The following is a 25,793-nucleotide window of genomic DNA, read 5'->3' on the forward strand; positions in this document are numbered from 1 at the left end:
AAGAATTTACTTTATTGCTTCCCATTTAGAAGCGTTTATAGGGGAAATTCTCAATAAGTCATCTTTTAATTTAGAAGTATCAAATCTTGGACCGTCAGAAAAAACATCTACAATTTCATCGGCTTTTGAATCCATAAAAATTCTTAATAAAAAAGCGTTAGGTCTAGAATCATAAATAGCTTTTAAAGTTAAAACTGACTCATATATAGCTTGTTTTGCCATTTTTTTATCCTTGCTCATCATATCTAATCCATTGAAATGATAATCAAACATTGCTTTTCTAAACATACTATATGTTGGTGATAAAAGATTATCAATTAACGTAAATCGTGTTTTAGAACCATCATTTTGATTCCACCCAGCATAACCACTTTGCTGAGATAAAACAACTATATCTTGTGCTTTTGTAAAATAAGGAGTACCTGCATTTAATGCAAATGAATCGGCATCCATACCTAAAATAATATGCACATAAAAACTTATTACTGAAACTAAATTAGATTCAAATGAGTTTGCATTATATTGTAAAGGTTCAAATTCTGTATATTGAAATGAAAAATTATCATCTTTAAAATTAAAAACTGGTGTCTCGTATGTGGAATTGTAAACAGGACGCGAAGATTGTATTTGAATATGACCTTTAAAATCTGTTCCTGTTTGTTCCAAAACTGTAATTGTTAAATTACAATTAATTAATTCTTGTGGCTTATAATTAAAATTAGTCCAACGCTTTTGATTTACAAATTCATTTAATGAAGTTTCTAAGGTTGAAAATATTTGTTTATTTGAACCGGGAATTTTATCTGCATTAACTGTTATTGTGCAATTTAATTCCTGACCATTTAAATGAATAGCGGTAACTAATATTAAAAGCAATTGAATTATTTTACGCATAAATACTGTTCAAAATTTCATTAAAAATATCCTGAGCCACTTTAGCTTTAGATTTTAGTCCAAATTCCGAAATTTTTTCGAATTTATCAATAATTGTAACTTTATTTGTTGTTTTTTTAAATCCGGCACCTTTATCTTGTAGTGAATTTAGTACAATTAAATCTAAATTTTTAGAAATAAGTTTCTTTTTAGCATTTTTAATTTCATCGTTTGTTTCTAACGCAAAGCCAACTAAAAACTGCTGTTTTTTAATTTTACCTAATGAAGCTAAAATATCATGAGTTTTTACCAATTCAATAGACATTGAATCTGATGCTTTTTTTATTTTTTGATTGGCAATACTTTTTGGCTTGTAATCTGCTACTGCTGCCGATAAAATTGCAATATTTACAGTATTGTATATTTTATGAACTTCATTATACATTTCTTCAGCACTTACAACATCAATTCTTTGTATTAAAGAATTAGAGACTATTTCATTTGAAGGTCCAGAAATTAAAAAAACTTCTGCGCCTAAATTGGCAGCTTCTTTTGCTAATTCAAAACCCATTTTACCTGAAGAATGATTTCCTATAAAACGAACCGGATCAATAGCTTCGTATGTTGGACCAGCGGTTATTAATACTTTTTTATTGAAAAGTGGCAATCCTTTAACAATATCTTTTTCAATAAAGGAAACAATATTTTCAGGTTCTTCCATGCGTCCCTCACCTTCTAAACCACTTGCTAAAAATCCTGTTGAAGGAGGAATAAACACATTTCCAAAACTTTGTAAGCTTTCTATACTTTTTTTTGTTGAGGGGTGTTTATACATATCTAAATCCATAGCAGGAGCAAAATAAACCTTACATTTTGCTGATAAGTAAGTAGCTAGTAATAGATTATCACAAACTCCATTTGCCATTTTAGACAATGTATTTGCTGTTGCAGGTGCAACAACCATATAATCTGCCCAAAGCCCTAAATCAACATGGCTGTTCCATTCTTCATTTTCTTCATCTTTATCAAAAAAGGTAGAATAAACAGGGTTTTGGGAAAGTGTAGATAATGTTAACGGTGTAACAAAATCTTTAGAAGCAGGTGTCATAACAACTTTAACGTGTGCACCTGCCTTAATAAAAAGTCGCACTAAATGTGCCGTTTTATAAGCAGCAATACCGGCTGTAACGCCTAAAAGTATATTTTTACCGCTTAAAATAGACATATTATTCTTGTGTGTCTACTTCAGGATTTCTATAATAAATTTTACCTTCTAACCATTCTTCTACAGCAATTGCAGTTGGTTTTGGTAATTTTTCATAAAATTTAGAAACTTCAATTTGCTCTTTATTTTCAAAAACCTCATCTAAACTATCAGTATAAGTAGCAAACTCTTCTAATTTTTCAATTAGTTCACTTTTTAAATCACCACTAATTTGTTCGGCTCTTTTTGCTATAATTGTAATAGCCTCATAAATATTGTTTGTTGGAGCTTCAATTTTGTTCTTATCATAAGTAACTGTTGTTGAAGCTGCTTTTGTGTTTTTATAATCCATTTGTTTCCGTTTTAAATGCTAATAAAGAGTTTAACTCCTCGTCTAAGTTTTTTACTAATTTTTCTGTTTCCTCTAAATATTCTGATTTTGGAAAACTTCTTTTAAACCTTTCTTGTGCTTTTTTTGCTTCGTTAAGTCTAGTTTCTTTTTTCAAAATATAACTATTTATTCCTAATTCATAAGCCGATTTAAACTTTAAATACATTGCTTCCTCTTTAAAAGAAGTACCTAAAAATTCAGCTAATAAATTATCAAATGCAACAATTGCTGCAATATAGTATTCTCTATGATAATAGTTTTTTGCTATTTCAAAAGATTTTTTCTCTAACTTATATGTAAGTTCTTTAATATTTTTATTTGCTTCTGCTGCATTCTCAGATTCTGGATAATTATATAAAAAGTTCTGTAAAGCTGTAATAGCTTCCTTTGTATCTTTTTGATCTAAACTATAAACCGGTGATGCCAAAAAATGACTATGTGCTGAAAGATATGCAGATTCTTCTAATTTTGAACTTTTTGGATAGTTTTTTACAAACTTATCAAAATAATATGCCGCTAATGTGTACTGTTTTGTATTATAATGAGATTGAGCAACCATAAATTGAATACGCTCCATTTGAGGTTTTCCCCTGTAAGATGGAGTAATTTTTTCAAATAATTGTATGGCTTTATTATACTTTTGATCTTCATATAATTTTGAAGCCATTGTATATTGTTCTTCAACCTTACCTTTATTTAATACTTTTTGATATTCACCACAAGATGTAACACCAACAGTAACTAATAAAATGAGTATATAAATTTTATTTTTAAGCATTTGGCAAAATTAGTTATTTATTATGGATTATTAAAATGATTTTTTATTCAATAGTAAACCACAAAAATAACTTGCTTTTACAATAAATATTGCTCAACAATCTTAATTGTTTGTTAATTATTATGCGCTTGGTGGAGCAATAGAACTAACTACTGTTAACTGTTTAATATCATTATCAAACAAATACAAACCTCCTTTGTCGTCACCAATTAAGTTAATTTTATCTAAAATAGTTCTTGCTTGTGCTTCTTCTTCAATTTGTTCAGCAACATACCATTGTAAAAAGTTATGTGTTGCATAATCCTTCTCTTCTAAAGTAATATGAACCAAATCATTAATAGTTTGAGAAACAAAAACTTCATGTTTAAATAAGGTTTCAAACATTTGTTTAATTGAACCAAACTCTAATTCAGGCTCACTTAACTCAGAAACTTTTGCATGTCCGCCACGTTCATTTATATATTTAAACATTTTTAGCATATGCTGGCGTTCTTCGTCTGAAGCATCGTACATAAATTGAGAAACTCCTTCCAAACCTTGATTTTCAGCATAAGAAGCCATTGCTAAATAAATTTGTGAAGATTCTGCTTCAATTCTAATTTGCTTATTTAAAGCAGCTTGCATATTTTCTGATAACATAATTTTATTTTTTAATTTTCACTTAGTTTAAATACGGAGTAAAATTACTAATAATTATCAATAAAGTTATTTATTTTTTGCTGTAAAATTTCAGTTGCATTTACTAAAGGCAAACGAACGTTTGCTGAACAAATATTAACCTTTTGCAATAATGCTTTTATTCCAGCAGGGTTACATTCTTCAAAAATATAATCTATACTATCCATTATTTTATAATGCAACTTGTTTGCCTCAATAACATCCTTCTTTAAACCTAACTGAATCATTTCAGAAAAATCTTTTGGTAAACCTTGTCCAATAACAGATATTACACCCGAACCACCGGCTAAAGTCATTGGTAAAGCAATCATATCATCACCTGAAATAACCATAAAATTTGTTGGTTTATTCTTAATTATACGCATAGCTTGCACTAAATCTCCCGCAGCTTCTTTAACAGCAACAATATTTTCGAAATCGTTTGCTAACCTTAAAACGGTTGCTGGTTCCATATTTTTACCTGTTCTACCTGGCACATTATAAACTATTACAGGTTTTGGACTCGCCTCAGAAATTGCTTTAAAATGTTGGTATATTCCTTCTTGTGTTGGTTTATTATAATATGGCGAAACTGATAGTATAGCTGAAAACACGCTTAAATCTGTAGTTTTAATTTCATTAATAACAGCCATCGTATTATTTCCTCCTATTCCTAAAACTAAAGGCAATCTACCATTATTTACTTTTATAATAGTTTGTTTTACTTTTTCTTTTTCTTCATTTGTTAAGGTTGCAGGTTCACCAGTTGTTCCTAAAACCACCAAATAATTTACGCCATTATCAATTTGAAAGTTAACCAAACGTTCCAACCCTTCAAAATCGACAGATTTATCATTTTTAAAAGGCGTTACTAATGCTACTCCAGTCCCTAACAATTCCTTCATTATATTTTATTTAAAATCACTAAATATTTTTTTAACTCTATATTAAATAAGCTTATGTTTTCTGATTCACAGTCTATTATCAAATCGTACAACCGATTATCAAAAATAGCAAATCCTACTCTAAAAGCCTCTTTGCAATGCAATATTAATAGGTTGTTGTATAAATTATCAATTTTGCTGTAGTTAATTAACAAATCATATTTTTTTGTTAAAATACTTTTTAACGCTTGCGATTTAATTTTACCAAACCATCCAAAATCTTTTGGAGTGAAAATATTTTTATCAATAGTTTCTTTTTTTACTTTTGATTGAAAAACTACAAGTTCAATATTATGTAATGTATTTCCAAAATTATTTTTCAAGTTCTCCAAAATAATTTCTTTATCAGAAATATTATCTAATAAAACTAATATGTTTTTTACTTTTTCTGAAGTACTTTTATTTGAATTATCTACAAATTCTTTTATTTTTTTGTTGAAAAATATTTGATTGCTTTTTCGTTTAATTCCTGTAAAAATCATCTATATTTACGGTTGAGTGACAAAATTAATTAAAATCGTTAGTATTTTAACAATGAAAAAAATTATTATTTCCCTTTTTACAATTTTAGCACTATTTAGTTGTAAAAATGAACCACAAAACTTAGTTAAAATTCAAGGAAAATTACTTCCTGTTTCTGAAGAAATAACCTCTAAAAAAGAAATTACAGATTTTATTCAACCCTATAAACAAAAAGTTGAAAGTGAAATGAATACTGTTTTAAGTTTTACTGAAATAGATTTAGTAAGAACTGATGGTGAATTAGAAAGTAGCCTTGGAAATTTAATGGCCGATTTATGTTTTAAACGAGCAAATCCTGTTTTTAATTCTAGAACTGGCAAAAATATTGATTTTGCACTATTTAATTATGGTGGAATAAGAGCTGGAATTACTAAAGGTGATATAAAAACAGAAAACGCTTTTCAATTAATGCCTTTTGAAAATAGTTTGGTTGTTGTTGAACTTACGGCTGATAAAATTAAAGAACTCGTAAATTATTTAATTGCTGAACAAAGAGCGCATCCAGTATCTAAACAGTTTAATTTAAAAATCTCAAAAAATGGATACGATTTAAACATAAATAACAAACCATTTGATAACTCTAAAACCTATTATGTTTTAACATCTGATTATTTGCAAAATGGTGGAGATAATATGATTTTTTTAAAAAATCCTGTTAATATTGAGAATCTAGATTATAAAGTAAGGAACGCCATAATTGATTTTTTTAAAGAAACGGATACTGTAAAAGTAACTTTAGATGGAAGATTTAAAACTGAAAAATAAGATTATGAAAAGGAGAAATTTTATACAACAATCATCAGCTGCAGCAGCATTCTTAACTTTAGGAGGTTTATCTTTAGAATCTTTCGCAAAAAAAACAACCAAGCATATTACCATTTTACACACTAATGATGTACACAGCCATATAGAGCCATTTCCAGCTGACCATTATAAAAGTCCAAATCTAGGAGGTGTTGCCAGAAGAGCTACGTTAGTTGAAAACATTCGAAAAGAAAATCCAAACACACTTTTATTAGATGCCGGAGATATTTTTCAAGGCACCCCCTATTTTAATTTTTATGGTGGTGAATTGGAATTTAAGTTAATGAGTATGCTTAAATATGATGCCGCAACAATAGGAAATCACGATTTTGATAATGGAATTGACGGATTGTACGCGCAATTGCCACATGCGCAATTCGATTTTCTATCTGCCAACTACGATTTTAAAAATACCGTTTTAAATACCCATGTAAAACCTTATAAAATTTTTATAAAAGACGGAATTAAAATCGGAGTTTTTGGGTTAGGAATAAAACTTACCGGATTGGTAGACCCAAGAATGTTTAAAGAGACTAATTATTTAGACCCTGTTGAAATTGCCCAAGACATGAGTCGGATTTTAAAAGAAAATGAAAAATGTGACTTGGTAATTTGCCTATCTCATTTAGGTTACAATTATAAAACAGATAAAATTGGAGATTTAGAACTGGCTTCAAAAACAAAAAACATTGATTTAATTATTGGTGGGCATACACACACATTTTTACCTAAACCAACAATTACAAAAAACAGTGTTGGAGAAAATGTGTTGGTAAACCAAGTTGGCTGTTATGGTTTAAATGTTGGAAGAATAGATTTTTATTTTGATAGTGATAAAAATGTTGCAAGTAAAGGAAAAAGTATAATTGTTTAAATAGATTAAAAGAAACCTCATGAGAATTGAAACTGGATTAAAACTAGGCTTTAAAGATGTTATGATAAGACCAAAACGGTCTACTTTAAGTTCTAGATCCCAAGTAACTTTAGATAGAAATTTTACATTTTTACATAGCAAATACAAATGGAATGGAGTACCAATAATGGCTGCCAATATGGATACAGTTGGTACTTTTGAAATGGTAAAAGCATTGGCAAAACATAAAATATTTACAGCTATTCATAAACATTATACTATAAAAGAATGGAATGATTTTATGAATTCCGTAAATTCTGAACTTACCGATTATTTTGCAGTAAGTACTGGAACTGGAACTCCGGACTCAAAAAAACTGGCAACTATAATGGAAAATCATCCTGAAATAAAATTTATTTGTATTGATGTTGCCAACGGGTATTCTGAACATTTTGTAAATTTTGTAAAACAAACTCGTAAAAAATATCCCGATAAAGTTATTATGGCTGGTAACGTAGTTACTGGTGAAATGGTAGAGGAATTATTGTTAGCAGGTGCAGATATTATTAAAGTTGGTATTGGTCCAGGTTCGGTATGTACAACGCGTGTAAAAACCGGTGTTGGCTATCCACAACTTTCTGCAATTATTGAATGTGCAGATGCTGCTCATGGATTAGGTGGACAAATTGTTTCAGATGGGGGATGTAAAATTCCTGGAGATATTGCTAAAGCATTTGGTGGCGGTGCAGATTTTGTAATGTTAGGTGGAATGCTTGCCGGACATACAGAAAGCGGTGGAAAAACTATTGAAATTAATGGTGGGAAATACAAGCAATTTTATGGAATGAGCTCAGAAACTGCTATGAATAAACACGTTGGTGGAGTTGCAGAATATAGAGCCTCAGAAGGTAAAACTGTTGAAATACCTTATAGAGGTGCTGTTGAAAATACTGTACAAGATTTTCTTGGTGGTTTACGCTCAACATGTACATATGTAGGTGCAAGCAAATTAAAAGAACTTACAAAGAGAACTACTTTTATTAGGGTTCAGGAACAACATAACGAGATTTTTTCGAAGTAAAGAAACTCTAAACTTGTAATATTTAAAAACTTTTTCGTCTAAACCAGAAAGTTTTTAAATTATGAATACCAAACTATTTCTCATTATCAGAATAATTATTGCATTAATTCTGATTCAAACACTATTCTTTAAATTTACAGCACATCCTGATAGTGTTTTTATTTTTTCAAAAGTTGGTTTAGAACCTTATGGAAGAATATTAATAGGTGTTTTGGAATTAATTGCAGCAATTTTAATTTTAATACCTAAAAGTATTTGGGTAGGAGCTTTATTATCTCTTGGAGTAATAAGTGGTGCTGTAATTATGCATTTAACTAAACTTGGTATTGATGTGAATAACGATGGTGGCAAATTGTTTTATATGGCTATTGTTGTATTAATTTCAAGTGTTCTTGTTTTATGGAATGAACGTAAGAAAATTCCAGTAATTGGAAATAAGTTTTAGTTATTTCCTTTTTCTTCCAATACCATTGAACGGTAAATTAGATACTGTGCAATTATATAAGTTATCATTATAGTAATTTCAAACAAATGTGTTGCATTATAAAATTTATTAATTGCTAAAACTGAATCTGAAATCATAAATACTATAGCTCCAACTAACATTAAAAACGATTTTTTAGTTTTTCTGTTTTGAAAATCAATTAAGGAAACTGTTCCAAAAGTTGAAATTGTTAAACCATAAATAATTACAGGTATCAACATTTCATTTAATGCGTCTTTTAAACCAAAAATCAGTATCAAAAAAACCAATGAAAATGGAATTACTGATGAAATTATTTTCAAAAAAGAAGTTTTTTGAATGCGTCTTAAAACTATACTTATAAATATAAAATGTGTTATTAAAAAAGAAACTAAACCCATAATAAATAAAGTTTGCCCCGAGTAAAGTAAAAACACATCTCCAAAAAATGAAAAAATTAAAGCTAATAAATACCATTTATTTATAACAAATACACTACTTGAATACAAAAACAATAAAGACAATAAAATAAAAGGTTTAAAAATAAAAATAAGATCAGGCACCTTAAAAATAATTCCAACTATATCTAAAATTGAAACAAGTACAAATACTAAAAAGGCTATTTTTTTTATCATTTTAATTAGCAATTAATTCCAAGTAGGCAAGATACAACTTTTGTTTAATTTTTTTAATAATGGATTTATTCCATCAATTAAACTTTGTTGCATTACTTTAGAATCTTCGCTATGGCATTGCAAACAAGCCCCAACTAGCAATAATTGTTGCTGTTCCTTAACCATAAACGGCCTAAAATCTGTTCTTGTTGAATTTACTATGCCTTTTTTTGTTTGTTTCAAAAAAGGTATCCACGCGTCTTCCGGTAAATTATCATAAGTATTTTTCGCATATTCTGGAGTAAATATCCATACCCCTTTTCCATTTTTTATTTCATAATCCAAATCACCTTTTCCATAACCTAAAGTTGCAGAATTTGTATGACAACTTTTACAATCTCTTACTTCTTTAACAGTTGTATGTGGAGAATTTGGCGCATACAACCTATGAAAAGAAACATCTTCACCTAAGTCTTTTCCAGCATAACTACCTTTATCTATAGTTAAAATCATTCCAGGTACTGCTGGCTCAATATATTTTCCTTCTGAATTTTCTCGAACTCCCATTGCGGGTAACGATGAAGAAAACTCTGCAACAAATTCTTTCCATTGCCCCTTTCCATATTTTTTATCTAACAAATCAAAGGCTCTTGGTTCATCTTTATCAAATTCATTATGACAACCTATACAACGTGATGTCCAAGAAGAGTGACACGTTGAACAACTCACATTTTTATGGGCATTATCTCTGGAGCAAACTTGTGACTGTGGTTTAAGTTCGTGAATTTTACCATCTTTTTTACCAATTAAAAACGCTTTTCCTAAAGAATCTATAAAAGTATTCACCAAAGGATGCTTATCTTTTTCAACTGCAATAATCTGTTTATCAGTGTGTTTATAATCTCTATGTAAAAAAACCAATAAACTTTCTGCATCTAAAGAATCATACGGTATTGTATTAGGTTTTTCTTTAAAATGACAATCCGCACACTGTAATTTTACAGCTTGCTCTTCGTGTGTATATTGTTTTCCATCACCCATAACTTCATGTGAAGAGTGACAATCTACACACAACATCCCTTTTGTATGATGTAAATCTTCTTCAATATATTTATATACCCTTTTGTCTTCTAAAACTCTAAAACCATCTTTATTAACAACTTCGCTTTCATCTAGCATAGTTTCCTGCCAACCTTCATAATTGGTTGAAATTCTACTCGACCTGCTATGGCAACCAAAACAATGTTCATTTTTAACAAAAATATTGGTTGCAGGATGAAATTCAGGCAATTCCTTTTTATTAGATTCTAAATAAGTATTAAGTTCCTTTTTTGCTTCTTCAGAATAATTTAAATGACATGCATTACAACCTCCACCTCTACTTAACTGTGTTATTGGTCCAAATTCATTTTTTTGAGCACCTAAATGACAATTTGCACATAAATCTCTTAAATGTTTATCTGATGCAGAATTTTGTATTTGTTGAATATGATATTGATAATTTGGAGAATCCGCTTCACCAAAAACATACTTATCTATGGCAACAATCCCACTATTTGTAGTCATTAATGAATTTTCAATTTTATGCAACTCATTTGGGTGACATTTTCCACAAGTTTTTGAAGCATCAGATAAATTTCCTGGAATTAAAACCATTCCTTTATGTGATTCATCTTTATCTGTTGAAGCTGTATTTCCTAAATGGCAACTTGCACAACCTATAAATTCTGGATTATGATATGCTGAATATCCTTTTGTATTTTGATGACATTGCAAACAAGATTCTTTTGTAACTGATTCAATTTTAGAATATTCAGTCTCTTTCTCTAAAATCATTTGTTCATGCTGTCTATTTCTAAGAAAAAACAATAATGTAATTCCTATAAAAATTATTAAAACAAACCAGGTTTTCGCTTTTTTTGATCTCATAAAAAAATGTTATTACAAATTTACAATAAATTAAGTTTCCTATCTACATCATACTAAACATGTAAAGGTCTGATATACAAATCCTAATTAATTTAATGTCACATTAGTTACAAATAAAAAATTGATTATCAATTAATTATGTAACCATTGTTACTATCTCAATGTTGCTTTTATGACTTTTGTCATATTCTAAAATTCAATCTGTAAATACCTTTACACCTGAAAAAATAATTAAACTTATGACTACTTCAAGAAGAAAATTTATAAAAATTTCTGCATTAGGTTTGGGTGGTGTTGCTGCAACAACAAGTGCACTAAATATGTTTGGAGCAAATTCATATTTAGACACACTTGTAAAAGAGAATGTTGCTAAAACATTTAAAAGAACACCAACATATTGCGAAGTTTGTTTTTGGAAGTGTGCCGCTTGGACATATACCGATGAAGAAGGTGCAATTAAAAAAATTATTGGAAATGAGAATGATCCACATTGTTATGGACGTTTGTGTCCTAGAGGAACAGGTGGAGTTGGTATGTATAATGATGATGACCGCTTAAAAACTCCTTTAATTAGAACAACTGTAAATGGTGAACAAACATTTAGAGAAGCTAGCTGGGAAGAAGCACTAGATTTAATTGCTTTAAAATTTAAAAACATTAAAGAAACTTACGGTCCAGAAGCTTTTGCACTTATTAAACATGGTGCTCCAGGTGCACATTTAGAACATTTATTTAAAGCTTATGGCTCCGATACTATTGCTGAACCTGCTTATGCACAATGTAGAGGTCCGCGTGAAACAGGGTTTGCTTTAACTTTTGGATCTTGGGTAGGTTCTCCAGAACCAACCGATATTAGAGATACAAAATGTTTAGTACTAATTGGTTCACACATTGGTGAAAACATGCACAATTCTCAAGTTCAGGAAATGTCTGATGCAATTGATAATGGAGCAACAATTATTACCGTTGACCCTCGTTTTTCTACCGCAGCTAGTAAATCTAAATTCTGGTTACCAATTAAACCAGCTACAGATATTGCATTAATGCTTGCTTGGATGAATGTACTAATTGAAGAAGATATTTATGATAAAGAATATATTGCAAAATATGCAAATGGTTTTAATGAATTAAAAGAACATGTAAGTCAATTCACTCCTGAATGGGCCTATGGTATTACAGGAATTAAACCAAATGAAATTAGGGAAACTGCTAGAACAATGGCAAATGCAGCACCTTCAGTTATTATACATCCAGGACGCCACGTTGTATGGTACGGAGATGATTCTCAAAGAGCACGAACTATGGCAATGTTAAATGCCTTATTAGGTTCTTGGGGGCGCAGAGGTGGTTTCTACTTTAAAGAAAGTATAAAAGTACCTAAGTTTCCACACCCTCCTTATCACCACCCAAAATGGGGTTGGAAAGAAATTGGAGAAAAATACCCGTTAGCACAAATGGGTATTACTACTGAAGTTTTAAAAGCTGCTATACCAAGTGAAGACAATAAATATCCTGTAAAAGCAATGATGGTTGCAGGTACTAATATTACCAAATCAATTCCTAATAAAAAATTATTGGAAGAAGCTATTGAAGCTTTAGAATTTATGGTAGTTATTGATACTATGCCAATGGATGTTACAGGTTACGCCGATGTAGTATTGCCTGAATGTACTTATTTAGAACGTTATGATGGTATTAGATCTGCTACCAACAGAGAACCTTCAATTGCTGTAAGAGTTCCTGCTGTTGAACCTAAATATGATTCTAAACCAGTTTGGTGGATGGCCAAACAAATTGGTGAACGCCTTGGATTAGGAGAATATTTTAACTACAACGACTTTAAAGAAGTAATAGATTGGCAATTAAAACAAATGGGAAGCTCTTTAGAGGAAATGGAAAAAATAGGTGTTAAAAATTTCACTCGTAAATCTGGCCCTCTTTACATTAATGAAGATGAAACTTATGTTTTCCCAACAATAAGTGGTAAAATTGAGTTATACTCTCAAGAATTAAAAGATTTAGGTTTTGATGCAATGCCAAATTACACAAAACATCCAGAACCACCTCAAGGTTTTTATAGATTAAATTACGGTAGAGCACCTATGCACACGTTTAGTAGAACTGCAAATAATCCTAATTTAAATGATTTAAAGAAAGAAAATGATCTTTGGGTAAACCCAAAAGTTGCGAGAATTCTTGGTATAAAAACCGGACAAGCAGTTTGGTTAAGAAATCAAGATGATGTTATTTCTAGTTTTTCTATAAAAGTTAGAGTTACTGAAAGAGTTCGTTGGGATTCTGTATATATGGTTCACGGATTTGGTCATAAAGAAAAAAGATTAACTCGTGCCTTTGGTAAAGGTATCAACGATACGGAATTAATTTCAAAAGTAGCAATAGACCCAATTATGGGAGGAACAGGAATGAGAGGAAATTTTGTTGAAATTATAACTAAGAACCCACATAAAAATATTGAGATATGAGATATGCAATGGTTATAGACACATTAAAATGTGTTGGTTGTAGCGACTGCGTAGTTGCTTGTCAAACAGAAAACGATGTCCCAGTTGGATATTGTAGAGATTGGATTACCGAAACTGTAAATGGTGCATATCCAAGTATTGAATTAGAACTAAAATCAGAACGTTGCAACCATTGTGATAATGCTCCTTGTGTACGTTGTTGTCCTACAGGTGCAAGTCATCAATTAGACAATGGAATTGTACTAGTTACCGGCGATGAATGTATTGGTTGTGGTGCTTGTATTGAATCTTGTCCGTATGATGCCAGATACCAACACCCAGATGGATATGTTGATAAATGTACATTTTGTCATCACCGTTTAGAAAAAGGACAGCTTCCTGCGTGTGTTTCAGTATGTCCAACTAAGTGTATGTATTTTGGTGATTTAGACAATCCAAACAGTGAAGTTTCTCAATTATTGAAAAACAGAAAATATAAAACCTTAGCTCCTGAAGCAGGAACAAAACCTCAAGTTTATTATTTAATATAAAAATTAGATTATGCAAGAAGAATTATTTACAAGTGGAAGAAACATACCACATATAGATCCTTCATTAGAAATATGGCACTGGCCAATATCAGTATATTTATTTTTAGGAGGATTGGCAGCTGGGCTATTATTTTTTGCCGGTATAGTAACAGTTTTAGGTAAAGATAAAGAATATCCTGCAGCTGTAAAATTTGCTTCAATTGTTTCTCCAATAGCCTTAACATTAGGTTTACTAGCTTTATTTTATGATTTAACTCATAAATTATATTTCTGGAGATTATATACAACAATTAGAATTGAATCTCCAATGAGTTGGGGTGCTTGGGTATTATTAATAATTACACCTATATCATTTTTATGGGTAATTAGTTATTATTCTGAATTATTCCCAAAATGGAAATTAAATTTCAAATTTTTTGATGATTTTGAAAATTTCTTAAAAAAACAAAGAAAAAATATGGCAATTGCTTTAATACCATTGTCAATTATTTTAGGAGTTTATACTGGTATATTATTATCTGCATTTAATGCAAGACCTTTATGGAACAATGCTATTTTAGGCCCTTTATTTTTAACATCTGGATTATCAACTGGTGCTGCAACAATTATTTTGTTAGCAAAAAGTAAAAAAGAAAGACATTTATTTAGCAAAATAGATTTAGCTTTAATTGTACTTGAATTAGGTTTAATTGTTCATATGCTTATGGGAATGTACGCTGGTTCTGAAGTTCAACTTGAAGCCATGCAATTACTTGTTGGTGGAGAATTCACTTTAATGTTTTTTGGTTTTGTAATAATTTTAGGGTTAATAATTCCTGCAATATTAGAATTAACTGAAATTATTGGCTATAAAGTACCCGTTGCAATTCCGGCAATATTAATATTAATTGGCGGGTTAGTTTTTAGATTTGTAATGGTTGAAGCAGGACAAATAACAAGATACCTATATTAAAATAGAAAAAATGAAAATAGACAATCAAAAAAATAGACACGTTTATTGGAATCCTTACTTTGGTGGGTTTCTTTTAGGGATAATAATCTTGTTCACCTTTTATATGACAGGAAGAGGTTTAGGAGCAAGTGGTGCAATGAAAAGTAGTGTTGTTGCAATTGTTGATACAGTTACTCCCGAACATGCTGAAGCTAATGCGTATTATAGCAAATTTATAAAAGATAACGAATCTCCAATGAATACTTGGCTGGTTTTTGAAGCCTTAGGAGTTTTAATTGGAGCCTTTATTTCTGGTGGATTATCAGGTAGAATTGGCTGGAGAACCCAACATTCACCTAAAATTACAAGCAAACGTAGATTAGCATTTGCTTTGGGTGGCGGTATACTATTTGGTTTAGGAGCTCAAATAGCACGAGGGTGCACCAGTGGTGCAGCACTTAGTGGTATGGCTGTTTTATCAACTGGTGGATTTATTACAATGCTCGCCATTTTTGGAACTGGTTATTTAGTAGCGTATTTCTTTAGAAAAAATTGGATTTAATTATTAAAAAATAAAAATATATGGGACCTTTAATTCCTAACGGTGTAATTCCTTATGAGTGGAACAGCATAATTGCCATAATAATTGGTATTGCTTTCGGATTTGTTTTAGAAGCTTCTGGTTTTTCTTCTTCAAGAAAATTAGCAGGCGTATTTTATGGATATGATTTTGCAGTACTTAAAGTATTTTTTACCGCAGCTTTAGTAGCCTTAATTGGTATTTTATATATGGATTATTTAGGCTATATAGATATGAGTAAATTATATGTTCATCCAACTTATTTATGGGGAGCAATTATTGGTGGTGCTGTAATGGGAATTGGATTTGTAGCCGGTGGTTTTTGCCCTGGAACAAGTTTATGTGCAGTTGCCATTGGTAAAATTGATGCGATAATTTATGTAATTGGTATTATGATTGGTGTATTTATTTTTTCAGAATTATACATATTATTTCAACCAATTTACGAAGGATATTTTGAAGGTAATATTACCTTAATGGATTCTTTAGGTGTTAACCGTTATTGGTTTGTATTTATATTTACCATAATAGCAATTATAGCATTTATAGTTTCAGACATTATTCGTAAAAAACAAAAAAAAATATTTTATTAATTATTAATTAAAGAAACATGGTTAATAGAAAATTAGCAAAATTATCAAAATTCAGGTATGCAGTATTAGCAGCAATATTACTAATATTATCTGCCGGATTGGTATTATTACCTAAATATGAAAAACATGAAGGTATAAACCCTGAAGAACTTTTAAGTAATGCTATTAGTCCTGAAAGGTATATTACTTCAGATCAATTAGCAAACAGAATTATAAATCAAGATCCTTCGTTACTATTAATTGACGTTCGTACTGCTGAACATTATAATAATTACAGTTTACTAAACGCTATTAATATTCCTTTAAAAAATTTATTAGATGAAGAATCTAAAGCATATTTATACCAAGATGCTTATGATATAGTACTGTATTCAAACGATAACTTTTATGCAGATCAGGCATGGGTTTTATGTAACAGATTGGAATATAAAAACTTATACGTTCTAAAAGGTGGTATTAACAATTGGTTTAACACTATAATTAACCCACCTAAACCAACGGAAAATATGCCTGCTGAAGATTTTGAATTATTTTCAAACAGAAAAGCTGCAAGCATGTTTTTTGGAGTTGCATATCCTGAACAAGCTAAAAAGAAACCTGTAGAGGTAAAAAAAGTAATTCCAAAAAAAATAATACCTGTTAAAAAGAAAAAGAAAATGCCCGTTGAAGGTGGATGTTAAAATTTTAATAAACTAACTAATCAATATGAAATGAGCATACCTAAATATTCAATATATAGTATGTGAATTCCATCTGACAAACAAAATAAATAAAAATAAACAGATGAAAGAATTAGAAAAAACAAAAAGAATATCAATTGCTTCAGTGTTATTCATTTTAGTTATAATTATTGGGCTCTTAGCTTATAAAAGACCAAAGCATTTGTATAGCGAAAATACCATAAGTACACTTGAAAAAATTTCAACAAACGAATATTTTGTTACTTTAAATGATATAAATACACCAGATAATGTATTAGTTGATATTAGAAATCAGTTTGAATATGAAAAAGGACATTTAGAAAATGCTATTAATATTTATGCTCCTGAAATATTAACAGATGAAAATTCTGAGATATTCGAAAAATTAAAAACTGATAATAAAACAATAATTTTGTATGGTAATACTCCTAGTGATGTTGTTTCGCCATATATGATTTTATATCAATTAGGAATAGATAATATTAAAATACTATCTTCAGAAATAACATATTTTGAAAACAATTTAATTTCTAAAGATGTAGCGATTGAAAAATACCAAAATGATGTGAATGCATTTATACAAGAATCAATAAAAAAAGCAGCAATTGAGGTAAAACCAAAACCTGATATTGTTAAAACTCCTAAAAAAATTATACCAATTAAAAAGAAGAAAAAAATGCCTGTTGAAGGCGGTTGTTAGTTTTAATTATTGTAAAGCTGCTTTAGAAATAAAGCAGCTTTTTTTTGTTCTTTTTTTATTCATAAACTTCTTTTTTGAACTATAATTTTAAAAATAATTTGATCATTTAAAATAAAAAAATCCTTCAAATTATATCGCTCAAAAAACCCACATATCACAAGCTTGCAAACAAACACTTATTTATCTATAAATCAATCACTTATATATGTAACATAAGTAACTAAAGAGAACAATTATATATAAGTATTTAATGATAAAAGTCATAAAAAGAAAACGTTTTCGTAGGTAATTTTGATGTAACAATTAGTACATATTTATAAATTAAAATTTCTTATAGAATGAAAAAAATAACATCCTATTTAGTGGTTCTTTTTATAGCTACAACTATACTGAGTAGTTTTAAAAAAAATGAACAATCTATTCAAACTGAACCTTCAGAGTTTGAATTATTAGTTAAATATTTAGAAGAAAATGGAAACTTTATTAATAGTGATTTAGCACCTGCTATAATTTTGGCATCCGAAATTAAAGACAATGTTAAAAACGACAAATATTTAGTTTTAGATATTAGAAGTGAAAGTTGGTTTGAGTATGGACATATTAAAAATGCTAAAAACGCTGTAGGTCCTGAACTACTAAATTATTTTGAAAACGAAATTGATCCTTCAAATTTTGATAAAATAACAATTGTGTGTTATTCTGGTCAATCTGCCGCATATTATGCTAGTTTATTACGAATTGCCGGCTATAATAATGTATATAGTTTAAAATGGGGAATGAGCTCTTGGGCAGATGAGTTTGCACAAAATATTTGGGTTAAAAACTCAACAAATACATATGCTGACCAATTAGAAACTACCGTAAATACAATGCCTGAAAAAGGAGACATTCCAATTATTGAAACGGGGAAAATTGAAGGAAAAGAAATATTAAAAGAACGTATTAAAGAAGCTTTTGCAAAGCCTTATAAAGAGTATATTGTTAAGGCTGAAACTGTATTTGAAAACCCATCAGACTATTTTATAGTTAATTATATGGACGAAGAAAAATACAATTTTGGACATATTCCAGGAGCGGTTCAATACCAACCAAAAACATTAGCAACTTCAACAAATCTAAATACTTTACCTACAAATAAAAAAGTATTAGTTAACTGTTTAACCGGACAAAATGCAGCATATACTGTAGCATATCTTAATGTTTTAGGTTATGATGTAGCAAATTTAGGCTACGGATCTAATAGTTATATGAATACTGTTTTAACTGAAAAAGGTTGGGAAGGTTTTAATTCAGAAGAAATACAAAATTATCCTGTTGTAGAATAATCAAAGCCGAAAGGCAAACTATATAAACATAAACAAACAAATCATGAAAAAATTATCAATATTTTTTATTGCTCTTTTCTTAGTACCTACACTTTTTTTAACATCATGTGATAAAGGTGACGACACTCTAATAGATGCAACTCCTTCATTTACTTTAATGAAAGATTATGTAATTAATAATAATTTAGATATTAATAAAATAATTACCAATGCAGACGGTGAAAAATTTGTTGCTGGTCCACCAGCAACTGCTGCAGATGTACCTGCTTATATTGCAAAATACACTATTTTAGATATTAGAAGTTCCGACGCTTTTAAAGCTGGACATATTGAAGGTGCAAAAAATATAACTTTTGCTAATATTTTAACTGAAGCTGCTGCTGCAAGTAAACCAATATTAATGGTTTGTTATACTGGACAAACTGCTTGTTATGCAACCGCATTAATGCGTATGTACGGATATTCTCATACACAAGCGTTAAAATGGGGTATGTCTGGATGGAACGCAACCACAGCTGGACCTTGGAATGGAAAAATTGGTGCAAACGAAGCTGATGGACATGCAAATTGGACTTACGGAGGCGCTCCAACAAATAATGTATTTACTGATCCTGTAATCTCAACTTTATCAACTGACGGTTCAATTATATTTAAATCTCGTGTAGAAGCAGCTGTTGCTGCAGGTTTTAAAACTGCAACAGGTACAGATGTATTAAGCAACCCTACTAATTATTTTATAAACAACTATTTTTCTGAAGCAGATTATAGTGCTTTTGGACATATAAACGGTGCAAATAGAATTTTACCGTTAACATTAGCAGATAACAGCTACAAAGGTATAGACCCTAATGCAAAAGTTGTTACTTATTGTTATACCGGACAAACATCAGCAATTGTTACTGCATGTTTAAATGTTTTAGGTTATGACGCTTATAGTTTAACATTTGGTATGAATGGAATGTTTAATACAAATACAGCTTGGGCTTCAAACCAATGGGGTGCAGATAGCAAACCAAAAGATTTACCACTAATTTCAGATAACTAATAATACTATTTAAACTTAAGCCCTAAAAACTTATAAAACTCTCTAATTAAAGTATTATAGATGTTTTATAAACCAATAAGTAACAGTTTTTAGGGCTTTTAAAAAATTTTAATATGAGAACAAAAATAATTATCCTATTTGCAATAATATTTGCACTTCAATTTAATACAACTTATGCTCAAGGGTGTGAAGATGATGCCGGAACAACAGCAACTGCATCAGGAGTTCCTTCAACTAGTAGCTCAACATTTTTTGGGTATATTCAACCAGAATATGATACACATTTTACCGATCCAAGCTCAAACACTTTTAAATTTAAAAGAGCTCGTTTTGGGGTTCGTGGTAGAGTAAACAGATCTTTCTCTTACTATGTAATGTTAGAAACTAGTGATTTTATTGCTTCAGATGGTAATGTTTATTTAATGGACGCTTTTGTTACTTTTGACAAACACGAATGGACTAAATTTTCTGTTGGTTCTTTTAAACAACCTTTTGGTTTAGAAGTAACTACAGCTTGCCATAGTTTAACCACTATAGACCGTTCAATTGTTTCAGATCAATTGGTAGCTCCACAAAGAGATTTAGGTTTAATGATGTTAGGTGGAACAAGTAAAACTAAATTCAGATATTCTGTAGCTTTAATGAATGGTACTGGACTAGGGTTAAAAGACAACAATACTAAAAAAGATTTTATTGGTAGAGCTTCTTATAAAGTACTCGATTTTATGACTGTTGGTGGTAGTTTTAGATATGGTTACCCAAACAACAATGATAAAGACAGAAAAACTTATGGCGCTGAGGTTGTATTAACATACAATGCACTTAAAGTTCAAGGAGAATACATCCATGATGAAGGTGATTATAACAGAGCTGCAGAAGGTGGTTGTGGATCTGTTCCTTTAGAATTAGGTGATACAAGAGCTGGAGCTTATGTTATGGCAACCTATGATGTAAGTGAAAAATTTCAACCAGTGTTTAAATACGAATATTTTGATCAAGACTTAGATATTAAAAAAATAGGTTATCAGGAAATGATGACAATTGGTGCAAATTATTTTATAAATAAAAACACCAGGCTACAAGTAAATTATCAAAATAAAATTGAAACCGGGTTAAGTGTAGATAACGATGCCCTTTTAATGCAATTACAAGTTAAATTTTAAGAACAGAATACTTTAATTTAATTAAAAAACTCCTGATGAAAATCAGGAGTTTTTTTATTCATATTGTGTAAATTTGTTATTCGAGCATTTAAATTACAAAATTATGACGAATGATAAAGTTGTTTTACGAGAAAAATTAAATGATTATTACTCATTAATTTTTGAAGATGAATTAATTAATGAAATTATTGATGTTGGAATTTTACAAACTATTAAAAGTAACGAACTTTTAATAGACATAGGTGATAAAATGACACATGTTCCCTTAATTTTACAAGGTGCCGTAAAAATAATTCGAGAAGATAATAATGGAGACGAAATTGCTTTATACTTTTTAGAAAAAGGAGATACCTGCGCAATTTCTTTTATAAACTGTATCAATCAAACTAAAAGTATGTTTAGAGGTGTTACAGAAAAAGAGACAGAAGGAATCTTTATCCCTGTTAGTAAAATTGATGAATGGCTTATAAAATATAAATCTTGGAGACATTTTATTATTGATTCTTACCATATGCGGTTAATAGAAATGGTTGAATCTATTGATAGTTTAGCTTTTATGAAATTGGATGACAGGTTGCATAAATATTTAACAGACAAGGTTAAAATAATGAAAGACAACACTTTAATTATTACTCATCAAGAAATTGCTGATGATATTAATACGTCTCGGGTTGTTGTATCCAGATTACTTAAAATTCTTGAAAAAGAGGGTAAAATTAAAATTAGACGTAACAGAATTATAATTGACCATATATAATTTTAGTTTAAAATTTTAAGCTCAATTAATCATTTCTAAATAATCGTTTTCAGAAATAATTGGAATTCCTAAGGTTTCAGCTTTTTGAAGCTTGCTTGGTCCCATATTATCACCTGCAATAATATAACTTGTTTTTTTAGAAATTGAACTTGCTACCTTACCTCCATTATCTTCAATAGATTTTTTTAAATCGTTTCTATTAAAAATTGTAAATACACCCGAAACTACAAATATCTCACCTTGTAGTTTATCTGTTTTTCCTTCTTGTGATTCTGCAGATAATTCTAATTGTACACCGTAATTTTTTAATCTTTCAATTAAAATTATATTAATTTCATTACTAAAAAAGTCTAAAACACTTTGAGCTATTTTCTCTCCAATTTCATCAACATTAATTAAATCATCAAAAGTTGCTTTTTTTAATGCGTCAATATTTTTATAGTGTTTTGCTAATTTTTTAGCAACTGTTTCACCTACAAATCTTATTCCAATTGCAAATAACACTTTTTCAAAAGGTATTTCCTTTGATTTTTCAATTCCCGCAATTATATTTTGCGCAGATTTTTCGGCCATTCTTTCCAACGGGATAATTTGAGCTTCAGTTAATTCGTATAAATCCGCATAATTACTAATCAATCCTTCTTTAAACAACAATTCAATAGTTTCTGCTCCCAAGCCATCAATATTCATTGCTTTTCTACTAATAAAATGCTGAATTCTACCCGTTATTTGTGTTGGACAACCATATTCATTTGGACAATAATGTTTTGCATCACCCTCATTTCTAATCAATTCCGTATTACAGTCAGGGCAATGTGTAATGTACTCTGTAGGCTGAGAATTTAAAGGTCTTTTTGTTAAATCAACCCCAACAATTTTAGGAATAATTTCACCTCCTTTTTCAACAAAAACAGTATCACCTATCCTAACATCTAACTTTTTAATTTGATCTGCATTGTGTAAAGAAGCTCTTTTTACAATAGTTCCTGCAAGTTGAACGGGTTCTAAATTTGCTACAGGTGTAATAGCTCCTGTTCTACCGACTTGATACGTTATTTCTTTTAAAATAGTGCTTTCCTGTTCAGCTTTATATTTATAAGCAATTGCCCATCTTGGTGCTTTTGCAGTATAGCCTAACTCATCCTGCTGTTCCAAAGAATTAACTTTAACAACCACGCCATCAGTTTCATAAGGTAAATCAAAACGCTTTGTATCCCATTTTTCAATAAACATTAAAACTTCGTCAATGGTTTTACAAACCTCCATAGTTTTTGGAACTTTAAAACCTAATTGCCTTGCGTTTTCAAGAGCTTCAAAATGTGTTTTATTTGGATTGTTAGTTGCTAAAACATGATACAGCAAACAATCTAAAGGTCTTTTAGAAACTTCAGCACTATCTTGTAATTTTAAACTTCCACTTGCTGTATTTCTAGGATTACTATATGGATCTTCACCGGCCTCTACTCTTTCTGTATTCATTTTATTAAATCCAGCTAAAGGCAAAATAATTTCACCCCTAATTTCAAAACTTTTAATAAAATTCCCTTTTAAAACCAACGGAATGGATTTTATGGTTTTTATATTGGTTGTAACATCATCACCCTGAAAACCATCACCCCTAGTTACTGCACTCACTAAAATACCATTTTCGTATGATAAATTAATAGAAGCTCCATCGTATTTGAGTTCGCAGGAATATTGAATATTATCCGTTTCTAAAATCTTTTTTATACGTTTTTCCCACTCTAAAATATCTTCTTTCGAATATGAATTATCTAAAGAATACATTCTATTTTTATGAACTACAGTATTAAAACTTTTAGTGATTTCACCACCAACTCTCTGTGTTGGAGAATTTGGATCAAAAAATTGAGGATTTTCAGCTTCTAATTTTTCTAATTCTTTCAATTTTAAATCAAACTCATAATCAGAAATCACAGGACTATCCAATACATAATAATTATAATTATGCATTCGTAATTCATCTCTTAGCTCATTTATTTTTTGTTCAATGGAAACTGGCATATATCACTTTTTACTGGGCTAAAAGTAATCATATTTTTTATAATTTTTAACTTTTAAATAAGGTGATTATCTTCCAAATTTACAAGCATAAATGTAACTAAGGTTACATATTAAAATGATTAATATCATATTAATCATTATGCAACTATAGTAACTTTACTGTGTAATTAAAGATACACAAATAACAATTTACACATATAAATAGTTACATATGAAAAACTTACTAATTTTAGGCGCTGGTACTTCAGGAACAATGATGGCAAATCACTTAAGGTCTAAACTCTACCTTAATGAATGGAAAATTACTATTGTTGATCAGTATAAAACTCATTACTATCAACCTGGTTTTTTATTTTTACCTTTTGATACTTATACAGAAAAGCAAGTAAAAAAAGTTGGAAAGAAATTTATACCTAAAGATGTAATTTACATTCAAAAGAAAATTGAACAAATTTTCCCAGAAGAAAATAAAGTACAACTGGAAGATGAAACTTTAGACTATGATGTGCTTATTGTTGCAACAGGATCTAAAATTGCTCCTGAAGAAACTGAAGGATTAGTTGGTCCTCTTTGGAAAAAAGACATCTTTGATTTTTACACTTTTGAAGGATCTTTAGCTTTGCGAAATAAACTTAGAGATTGGGAAGGTGGAAAATTAGTAGTTCATATTACTGAAATGCCAATAAAATGTCCTGTTGCACCTCTAGAATTTGCATTTTTAGCAGATTCATATTTTAGAGAAAAAGGAATGAGAGACAAGGTTGAAATTACTTATGTTACTCCACTAACAGGTGCTTTTACAAAACCAACTTGTTCTACCGCCCTATCATATCTTTTAAAAGAAAAAGGGATTCACATGGAATCTGATTTTGCAATAGAACACGTAGATAATGATACAAAGGAAATTGTAGATTATGAAGATAGAAGAATTCCTTTTGATTTACTTGTAACAATCCCAACAAATATGGGTGATGAAGTTATTGAAAAATCCGGTTTAGGAGATGATTTAAATTTTATACCAACAGATCATAATACGTTACAATCTTTAGCACATGAAAATATTTTTGTAATTGGTGATGCAACTAATGTTCCAGCTTCAAAAGCAGGTTCAGTAGCACATTTTGAGGCTGAAACTTTAACTGATAATATACTTTTATATATTGATGGATATCCATTAAAAAAAGAATTTGATGGGCACGCAAACTGCTTTATTGAAACTGGGAATAAGAAAGCCTTATTAATTGATTTTAATTACGTAACAGAACCAGTTCATGGTACTTTTCCATTCTCAAAAATTGGCCCCCTAAAATTATTAAAAGAAAGTGTTTTCAACCACTGGGGAAAATTAGCATTTAGATGGATTTACTGGAATATGTTATTAAAGGGAATTCCAATTCCTTTTGTACATAGAAATATGAGCTTTAAAGGTAAAGTTTTTGATATAAAACCAGAAAATAAATAATTATAAACTAAATAAAACAACTTAATATTATGTCAGTAAAAACAATAGCAGGAGTAGCTGTAAACGTCTCAGAAGATGGTTACTTAGAAGATATGACTCAATGGAACGAAGAAATAGCAAAAGAAATAGCAAAAGAAATTGGAATAGAATTAACACCAAAACACTTTGAAGTAATTAAGTATTTACGCGAAAAAACTGAGGCTAAAGAAGCTTTAACAATTAGAAAAGTTGGAAAATCAGGTATTGTTGATATTAAAGAATTGTATAAATTGTTTCCAAAGGGACCATTGAAATTCTCATCAAAAATTGCAGGAATTCCAAAACCAACTAGCTGTATATAAAGCACTAAACTAGTTTAATTTATAAAATATTAAAATTTAAAAAA

General features: G+C 29.7%; 27 protein-coding genes. 17 read left to right on the top strand and 10 right to left on the bottom strand.

Features of this window, described 5'->3' with window-relative positions:
- Window positions 1-6 precede the first annotated feature (6 nt).
- The 7 genes from porD to BX611_RS08395 form a co-directional block, all read right to left on the bottom strand.
- Entirely contained in the window at window positions 7-894 is an 888-nt protein-coding gene (gene porD, locus BX611_RS08365; RefSeq protein ID WP_115880077.1) for a type IX secretion system protein PorD, read from the bottom strand.
- Window positions 887-2,098 carry a bifunctional phosphopantothenoylcysteine decarboxylase/phosphopantothenate--cysteine ligase CoaBC gene (coaBC, locus tag BX611_RS08370; protein WP_115880079.1) on the bottom strand — a complete coding sequence of 404 codons (1,212 nt, stop codon included), beginning with the start codon at window positions 2,096-2,098 and terminating at the stop codon, window positions 887-889. Before coaBC ends, porD begins: the two co-directional genes overlap by 8 nt.
- 1 nt (window position 2,099) lies before the next feature.
- Window positions 2,100-2,429, bottom strand: coding sequence for a DNA-directed RNA polymerase subunit omega (locus BX611_RS08375; RefSeq protein WP_115880081.1), 330 nt, complete (start codon window positions 2,427-2,429; stop codon window positions 2,100-2,102).
- The gene (locus tag BX611_RS08380) at window positions 2,419-3,246 is read right to left on the bottom strand and encodes an outer membrane protein assembly factor BamD (RefSeq protein WP_115880084.1); all 828 of its coding nucleotides are present in this window, start codon (window positions 3,244-3,246) and stop codon (window positions 2,419-2,421) included. Before BX611_RS08380 ends, BX611_RS08375 begins: the two co-directional genes overlap by 11 nt.
- A gap of 120 nt (window positions 3,247-3,366) precedes the next feature.
- A complete protein-coding gene (locus BX611_RS08385; protein WP_115880086.1) occupies window positions 3,367-3,885 on the bottom strand; it encodes a ferritin in 519 nt (172 codons plus the stop codon).
- Window positions 3,886-3,932: 47 nt separating this feature from the next.
- The gene (gene dapA / locus BX611_RS08390) at window positions 3,933-4,808 is read right to left on the bottom strand and encodes a 4-hydroxy-tetrahydrodipicolinate synthase (protein WP_115880088.1); all 876 of its coding nucleotides are present in this window, start codon (window positions 4,806-4,808) and stop codon (window positions 3,933-3,935) included.
- The gene (locus BX611_RS08395) at window positions 4,808-5,329 is read right to left on the bottom strand and encodes a DUF6913 domain-containing protein (protein WP_115880090.1); all 522 of its coding nucleotides are present in this window, start codon (window positions 5,327-5,329) and stop codon (window positions 4,808-4,810) included. Before BX611_RS08395 ends, dapA begins: the two co-directional genes overlap by 1 nt.
- Before the next feature lie 52 nt (window positions 5,330-5,381).
- On the opposite strand from BX611_RS08395, the gene BX611_RS08400 reads away from it, so the two are divergent.
- The 4 genes from BX611_RS08400 (at window position 5,382) to BX611_RS08415 (ending at window position 8,552) form a co-directional block, all read left to right on the top strand.
- Window positions 5,382-6,134 (top strand): 5'-nucleotidase C-terminal domain-containing protein, encoded by a 753-nt coding sequence (locus BX611_RS08400; protein ID WP_115880092.1) that lies wholly within the window; start codon window positions 5,382-5,384, stop codon window positions 6,132-6,134.
- Between the two features lie 4 nt (window positions 6,135-6,138).
- Window positions 6,139-7,047 carry a bifunctional metallophosphatase/5'-nucleotidase gene (locus tag BX611_RS08405; RefSeq protein ID WP_115880512.1) on the top strand — a complete coding sequence of 303 codons (909 nt, stop codon included), beginning with the start codon at window positions 6,139-6,141 and terminating at the stop codon, window positions 7,045-7,047.
- 19 nt (window positions 7,048-7,066) lie between these two features.
- Entirely contained in the window at window positions 7,067-8,107 is a 1,041-nt protein-coding gene (locus tag BX611_RS08410) for a GMP reductase (RefSeq protein ID WP_115880094.1), read from the top strand.
- A gap of 61 nt (window positions 8,108-8,168) precedes the next feature.
- Window positions 8,169-8,552 carry a DoxX family protein gene (locus BX611_RS08415; RefSeq protein WP_115880096.1) on the top strand — a complete coding sequence of 128 codons (384 nt, stop codon included), beginning with the start codon at window positions 8,169-8,171 and terminating at the stop codon, window positions 8,550-8,552.
- On the opposite strand, the gene BX611_RS08420 is transcribed toward BX611_RS08415, so the two are convergent.
- Window positions 8,549-9,205: a lysoplasmalogenase gene (locus BX611_RS08420; protein WP_115880098.1), complete on the bottom strand. Its 657-nt coding sequence runs from the start codon at window positions 9,203-9,205 to the stop codon at window positions 8,549-8,551. The two genes, BX611_RS08415 and BX611_RS08420, sit on opposite strands and share 4 nt — an antisense overlap.
- 12 nt (window positions 9,206-9,217) lie before the next feature.
- Window positions 9,218-11,113: a hypothetical protein gene (locus tag BX611_RS08425; protein ID WP_115880100.1), complete on the bottom strand. Its 1,896-nt coding sequence runs from the start codon at window positions 11,111-11,113 to the stop codon at window positions 9,218-9,220.
- Window positions 11,114-11,352: 239 nt separating this feature from the next.
- On the opposite strand from BX611_RS08425, the gene BX611_RS08430 reads away from it, so the two are divergent.
- The 11 genes from BX611_RS08430 to BX611_RS08480 all read left to right on the top strand — a co-directional run bounded on the left by BX611_RS08430 (window position 11,353) and on the right by BX611_RS08480 (window position 21,921).
- The gene (locus BX611_RS08430) at window positions 11,353-13,596 is read left to right on the top strand and encodes a molybdopterin-containing oxidoreductase family protein (protein WP_115880102.1); all 2,244 of its coding nucleotides are present in this window, start codon (window positions 11,353-11,355) and stop codon (window positions 13,594-13,596) included.
- Window positions 13,593-14,126, top strand: a complete 534-nt coding sequence (locus tag BX611_RS08435) for a 4Fe-4S dicluster domain-containing protein (protein ID WP_115880104.1) — start codon at window positions 13,593-13,595, stop codon at window positions 14,124-14,126. The genes BX611_RS08430 and BX611_RS08435 overlap by 4 nt, the downstream gene beginning before the upstream one ends.
- A 10-nt stretch (window positions 14,127-14,136) precedes the next feature.
- Window positions 14,137-15,078: an NrfD/PsrC family molybdoenzyme membrane anchor subunit gene (gene nrfD, locus BX611_RS08440; protein WP_115880106.1), complete on the top strand. Its 942-nt coding sequence runs from the start codon at window positions 14,137-14,139 to the stop codon at window positions 15,076-15,078.
- Between the two features lie 10 nt (window positions 15,079-15,088).
- Window positions 15,089-15,619: a YeeE/YedE thiosulfate transporter family protein gene (locus BX611_RS08445; RefSeq protein WP_115880108.1), complete on the top strand. Its 531-nt coding sequence runs from the start codon at window positions 15,089-15,091 to the stop codon at window positions 15,617-15,619.
- 20 nt (window positions 15,620-15,639) lie between these two features.
- On the top strand, window positions 15,640-16,230 hold the full coding sequence (locus BX611_RS08450) for a YeeE/YedE thiosulfate transporter family protein (RefSeq protein ID WP_115880110.1): 591 nt from the start codon (window positions 15,640-15,642) through the stop codon (window positions 16,228-16,230).
- A gap of 17 nt (window positions 16,231-16,247) precedes the next feature.
- Entirely contained in the window at window positions 16,248-16,910 is a 663-nt protein-coding gene (locus tag BX611_RS08455; protein ID WP_115880112.1) for a rhodanese-like domain-containing protein, read from the top strand.
- A 103-nt stretch (window positions 16,911-17,013) separates the two neighbouring features.
- Window positions 17,014-17,631, top strand: a complete 618-nt coding sequence (locus tag BX611_RS08460) for a rhodanese-like domain-containing protein (RefSeq protein ID WP_115880114.1) — start codon at window positions 17,014-17,016, stop codon at window positions 17,629-17,631.
- 338 nt (window positions 17,632-17,969) lie between these two features.
- Entirely contained in the window at window positions 17,970-18,956 is a 987-nt protein-coding gene (locus BX611_RS08465; protein ID WP_115880116.1) for a rhodanese-like domain-containing protein, read from the top strand.
- A 43-nt stretch (window positions 18,957-18,999) separates the two neighbouring features.
- Window positions 19,000-20,001, top strand: a complete 1,002-nt coding sequence (locus BX611_RS08470) for a rhodanese-like domain-containing protein (protein WP_115880118.1) — start codon at window positions 19,000-19,002, stop codon at window positions 19,999-20,001.
- A gap of 113 nt (window positions 20,002-20,114) precedes the next feature.
- Window positions 20,115-21,164, top strand: coding sequence for a porin (locus BX611_RS08475; protein WP_115880120.1), 1,050 nt, complete (start codon window positions 20,115-20,117; stop codon window positions 21,162-21,164).
- A gap of 103 nt (window positions 21,165-21,267) precedes the next feature.
- A complete protein-coding gene (locus BX611_RS08480; protein ID WP_115880122.1) occupies window positions 21,268-21,921 on the top strand; it encodes a Crp/Fnr family transcriptional regulator in 654 nt (217 codons plus the stop codon).
- Window positions 21,922-21,942: 21 nt separating this feature from the next.
- On the opposite strand, the gene ligA is transcribed toward BX611_RS08480, so the two are convergent.
- The gene (gene ligA / locus BX611_RS08485; RefSeq protein WP_115880124.1) at window positions 21,943-23,946 is read right to left on the bottom strand and encodes an NAD-dependent DNA ligase LigA; all 2,004 of its coding nucleotides are present in this window, start codon (window positions 23,944-23,946) and stop codon (window positions 21,943-21,945) included.
- Window positions 23,947-24,157: 211 nt separating this feature from the next.
- On the opposite strand from ligA, the gene sqr reads away from it, so the two are divergent.
- Window positions 24,158-25,408, top strand: coding sequence for a type III sulfide quinone reductase, selenoprotein subtype (gene sqr / locus BX611_RS08490; RefSeq protein WP_115880126.1), 1,251 nt, complete (start codon window positions 24,158-24,160; stop codon window positions 25,406-25,408).
- A gap of 29 nt (window positions 25,409-25,437) precedes the next feature.
- Window positions 25,438-25,749 (top strand): TusE/DsrC/DsvC family sulfur relay protein, encoded by a 312-nt coding sequence (locus BX611_RS08495; RefSeq protein WP_115880128.1) that lies wholly within the window; start codon window positions 25,438-25,440, stop codon window positions 25,747-25,749.
- Window positions 25,750-25,793: the final 44 nt, after the last annotated feature.

It is taken from the genome of Lutibacter oceani, assembly GCF_003384935.1.
Lineage (GTDB): Bacteria > Bacteroidota > Bacteroidia > Flavobacteriales > Flavobacteriaceae > Lutibacter > Lutibacter oceani.

Excerpts from the sequence above, each read along its gene's own strand:
- sqr (WP_115880126.1), top strand. The coding sequence starts at position 24,158 with ATGAAAAACTTACTAATTTTAGGCGCTGGTACTTCAGGAACAATGATG.
- BX611_RS08425 (WP_115880100.1), bottom strand. The coding sequence starts at position 11,113 with ATGAGATCAAAAAAAGCGAAAACCTGGTTTGTTTTAATAATTTTTATA.
- BX611_RS08445 (WP_115880108.1), top strand. The coding sequence starts at position 15,089 with ATGAAAATAGACAATCAAAAAAATAGACACGTTTATTGGAATCCTTAC.
- BX611_RS08400 (WP_115880092.1), top strand. The coding sequence starts at position 5,382 with ATGAAAAAAATTATTATTTCCCTTTTTACAATTTTAGCACTATTTAGT.
- BX611_RS08450 (WP_115880110.1), top strand. The coding sequence starts at position 15,640 with ATGGGACCTTTAATTCCTAACGGTGTAATTCCTTATGAGTGGAACAGC.
- BX611_RS08385 (WP_115880086.1), bottom strand. The coding sequence starts at position 3,885 with ATGTTATCAGAAAATATGCAAGCTGCTTTAAATAAGCAAATTAGAATT.
- BX611_RS08375 (WP_115880081.1), bottom strand. The coding sequence starts at position 2,429 with ATGGATTATAAAAACACAAAAGCAGCTTCAACAACAGTTACTTATGAT.
- BX611_RS08395 (WP_115880090.1), bottom strand. The coding sequence starts at position 5,329 with ATGATTTTTACAGGAATTAAACGAAAAAGCAATCAAATATTTTTCAAC.
- BX611_RS08415 (WP_115880096.1), top strand. The coding sequence starts at position 8,169 with ATGAATACCAAACTATTTCTCATTATCAGAATAATTATTGCATTAATT.
- BX611_RS08465 (WP_115880116.1), top strand. The coding sequence starts at position 17,970 with ATGAAAAAAATAACATCCTATTTAGTGGTTCTTTTTATAGCTACAACT.
- nrfD (WP_115880106.1), top strand. The coding sequence starts at position 14,137 with ATGCAAGAAGAATTATTTACAAGTGGAAGAAACATACCACATATAGAT.
- BX611_RS08470 (WP_115880118.1), top strand. The coding sequence starts at position 19,000 with ATGAAAAAATTATCAATATTTTTTATTGCTCTTTTCTTAGTACCTACA.
- BX611_RS08405 (WP_115880512.1), top strand. The coding sequence starts at position 6,139 with ATGAAAAGGAGAAATTTTATACAACAATCATCAGCTGCAGCAGCATTC.
- BX611_RS08430 (WP_115880102.1), top strand. The coding sequence starts at position 11,353 with ATGACTACTTCAAGAAGAAAATTTATAAAAATTTCTGCATTAGGTTTG.
- BX611_RS08455 (WP_115880112.1), top strand. The coding sequence starts at position 16,248 with ATGGTTAATAGAAAATTAGCAAAATTATCAAAATTCAGGTATGCAGTA.
- BX611_RS08495 (WP_115880128.1), top strand. The coding sequence starts at position 25,438 with ATGTCAGTAAAAACAATAGCAGGAGTAGCTGTAAACGTCTCAGAAGAT.
- BX611_RS08420 (WP_115880098.1), bottom strand. The coding sequence starts at position 9,205 with ATGATAAAAAAAATAGCCTTTTTAGTATTTGTACTTGTTTCAATTTTA.
- porD (WP_115880077.1), bottom strand. The coding sequence starts at position 894 with ATGCGTAAAATAATTCAATTGCTTTTAATATTAGTTACCGCTATTCAT.
- BX611_RS08380 (WP_115880084.1), bottom strand. The coding sequence starts at position 3,246 with ATGCTTAAAAATAAAATTTATATACTCATTTTATTAGTTACTGTTGGT.
- BX611_RS08460 (WP_115880114.1), top strand. The coding sequence starts at position 17,014 with ATGAAAGAATTAGAAAAAACAAAAAGAATATCAATTGCTTCAGTGTTA.
- ligA (WP_115880124.1), bottom strand. The coding sequence starts at position 23,946 with ATGCCAGTTTCCATTGAACAAAAAATAAATGAGCTAAGAGATGAATTA.
- BX611_RS08475 (WP_115880120.1), top strand. The coding sequence starts at position 20,115 with ATGAGAACAAAAATAATTATCCTATTTGCAATAATATTTGCACTTCAA.
- BX611_RS08410 (WP_115880094.1), top strand. The coding sequence starts at position 7,067 with ATGAGAATTGAAACTGGATTAAAACTAGGCTTTAAAGATGTTATGATA.
- coaBC (WP_115880079.1), bottom strand. The coding sequence starts at position 2,098 with ATGTCTATTTTAAGCGGTAAAAATATACTTTTAGGCGTTACAGCCGGT.
- BX611_RS08480 (WP_115880122.1), top strand. The coding sequence starts at position 21,268 with ATGACGAATGATAAAGTTGTTTTACGAGAAAAATTAAATGATTATTAC.
- BX611_RS08435 (WP_115880104.1), top strand. The coding sequence starts at position 13,593 with ATGAGATATGCAATGGTTATAGACACATTAAAATGTGTTGGTTGTAGC.
- dapA (WP_115880088.1), bottom strand. The coding sequence starts at position 4,808 with ATGAAGGAATTGTTAGGGACTGGAGTAGCATTAGTAACGCCTTTTAAA.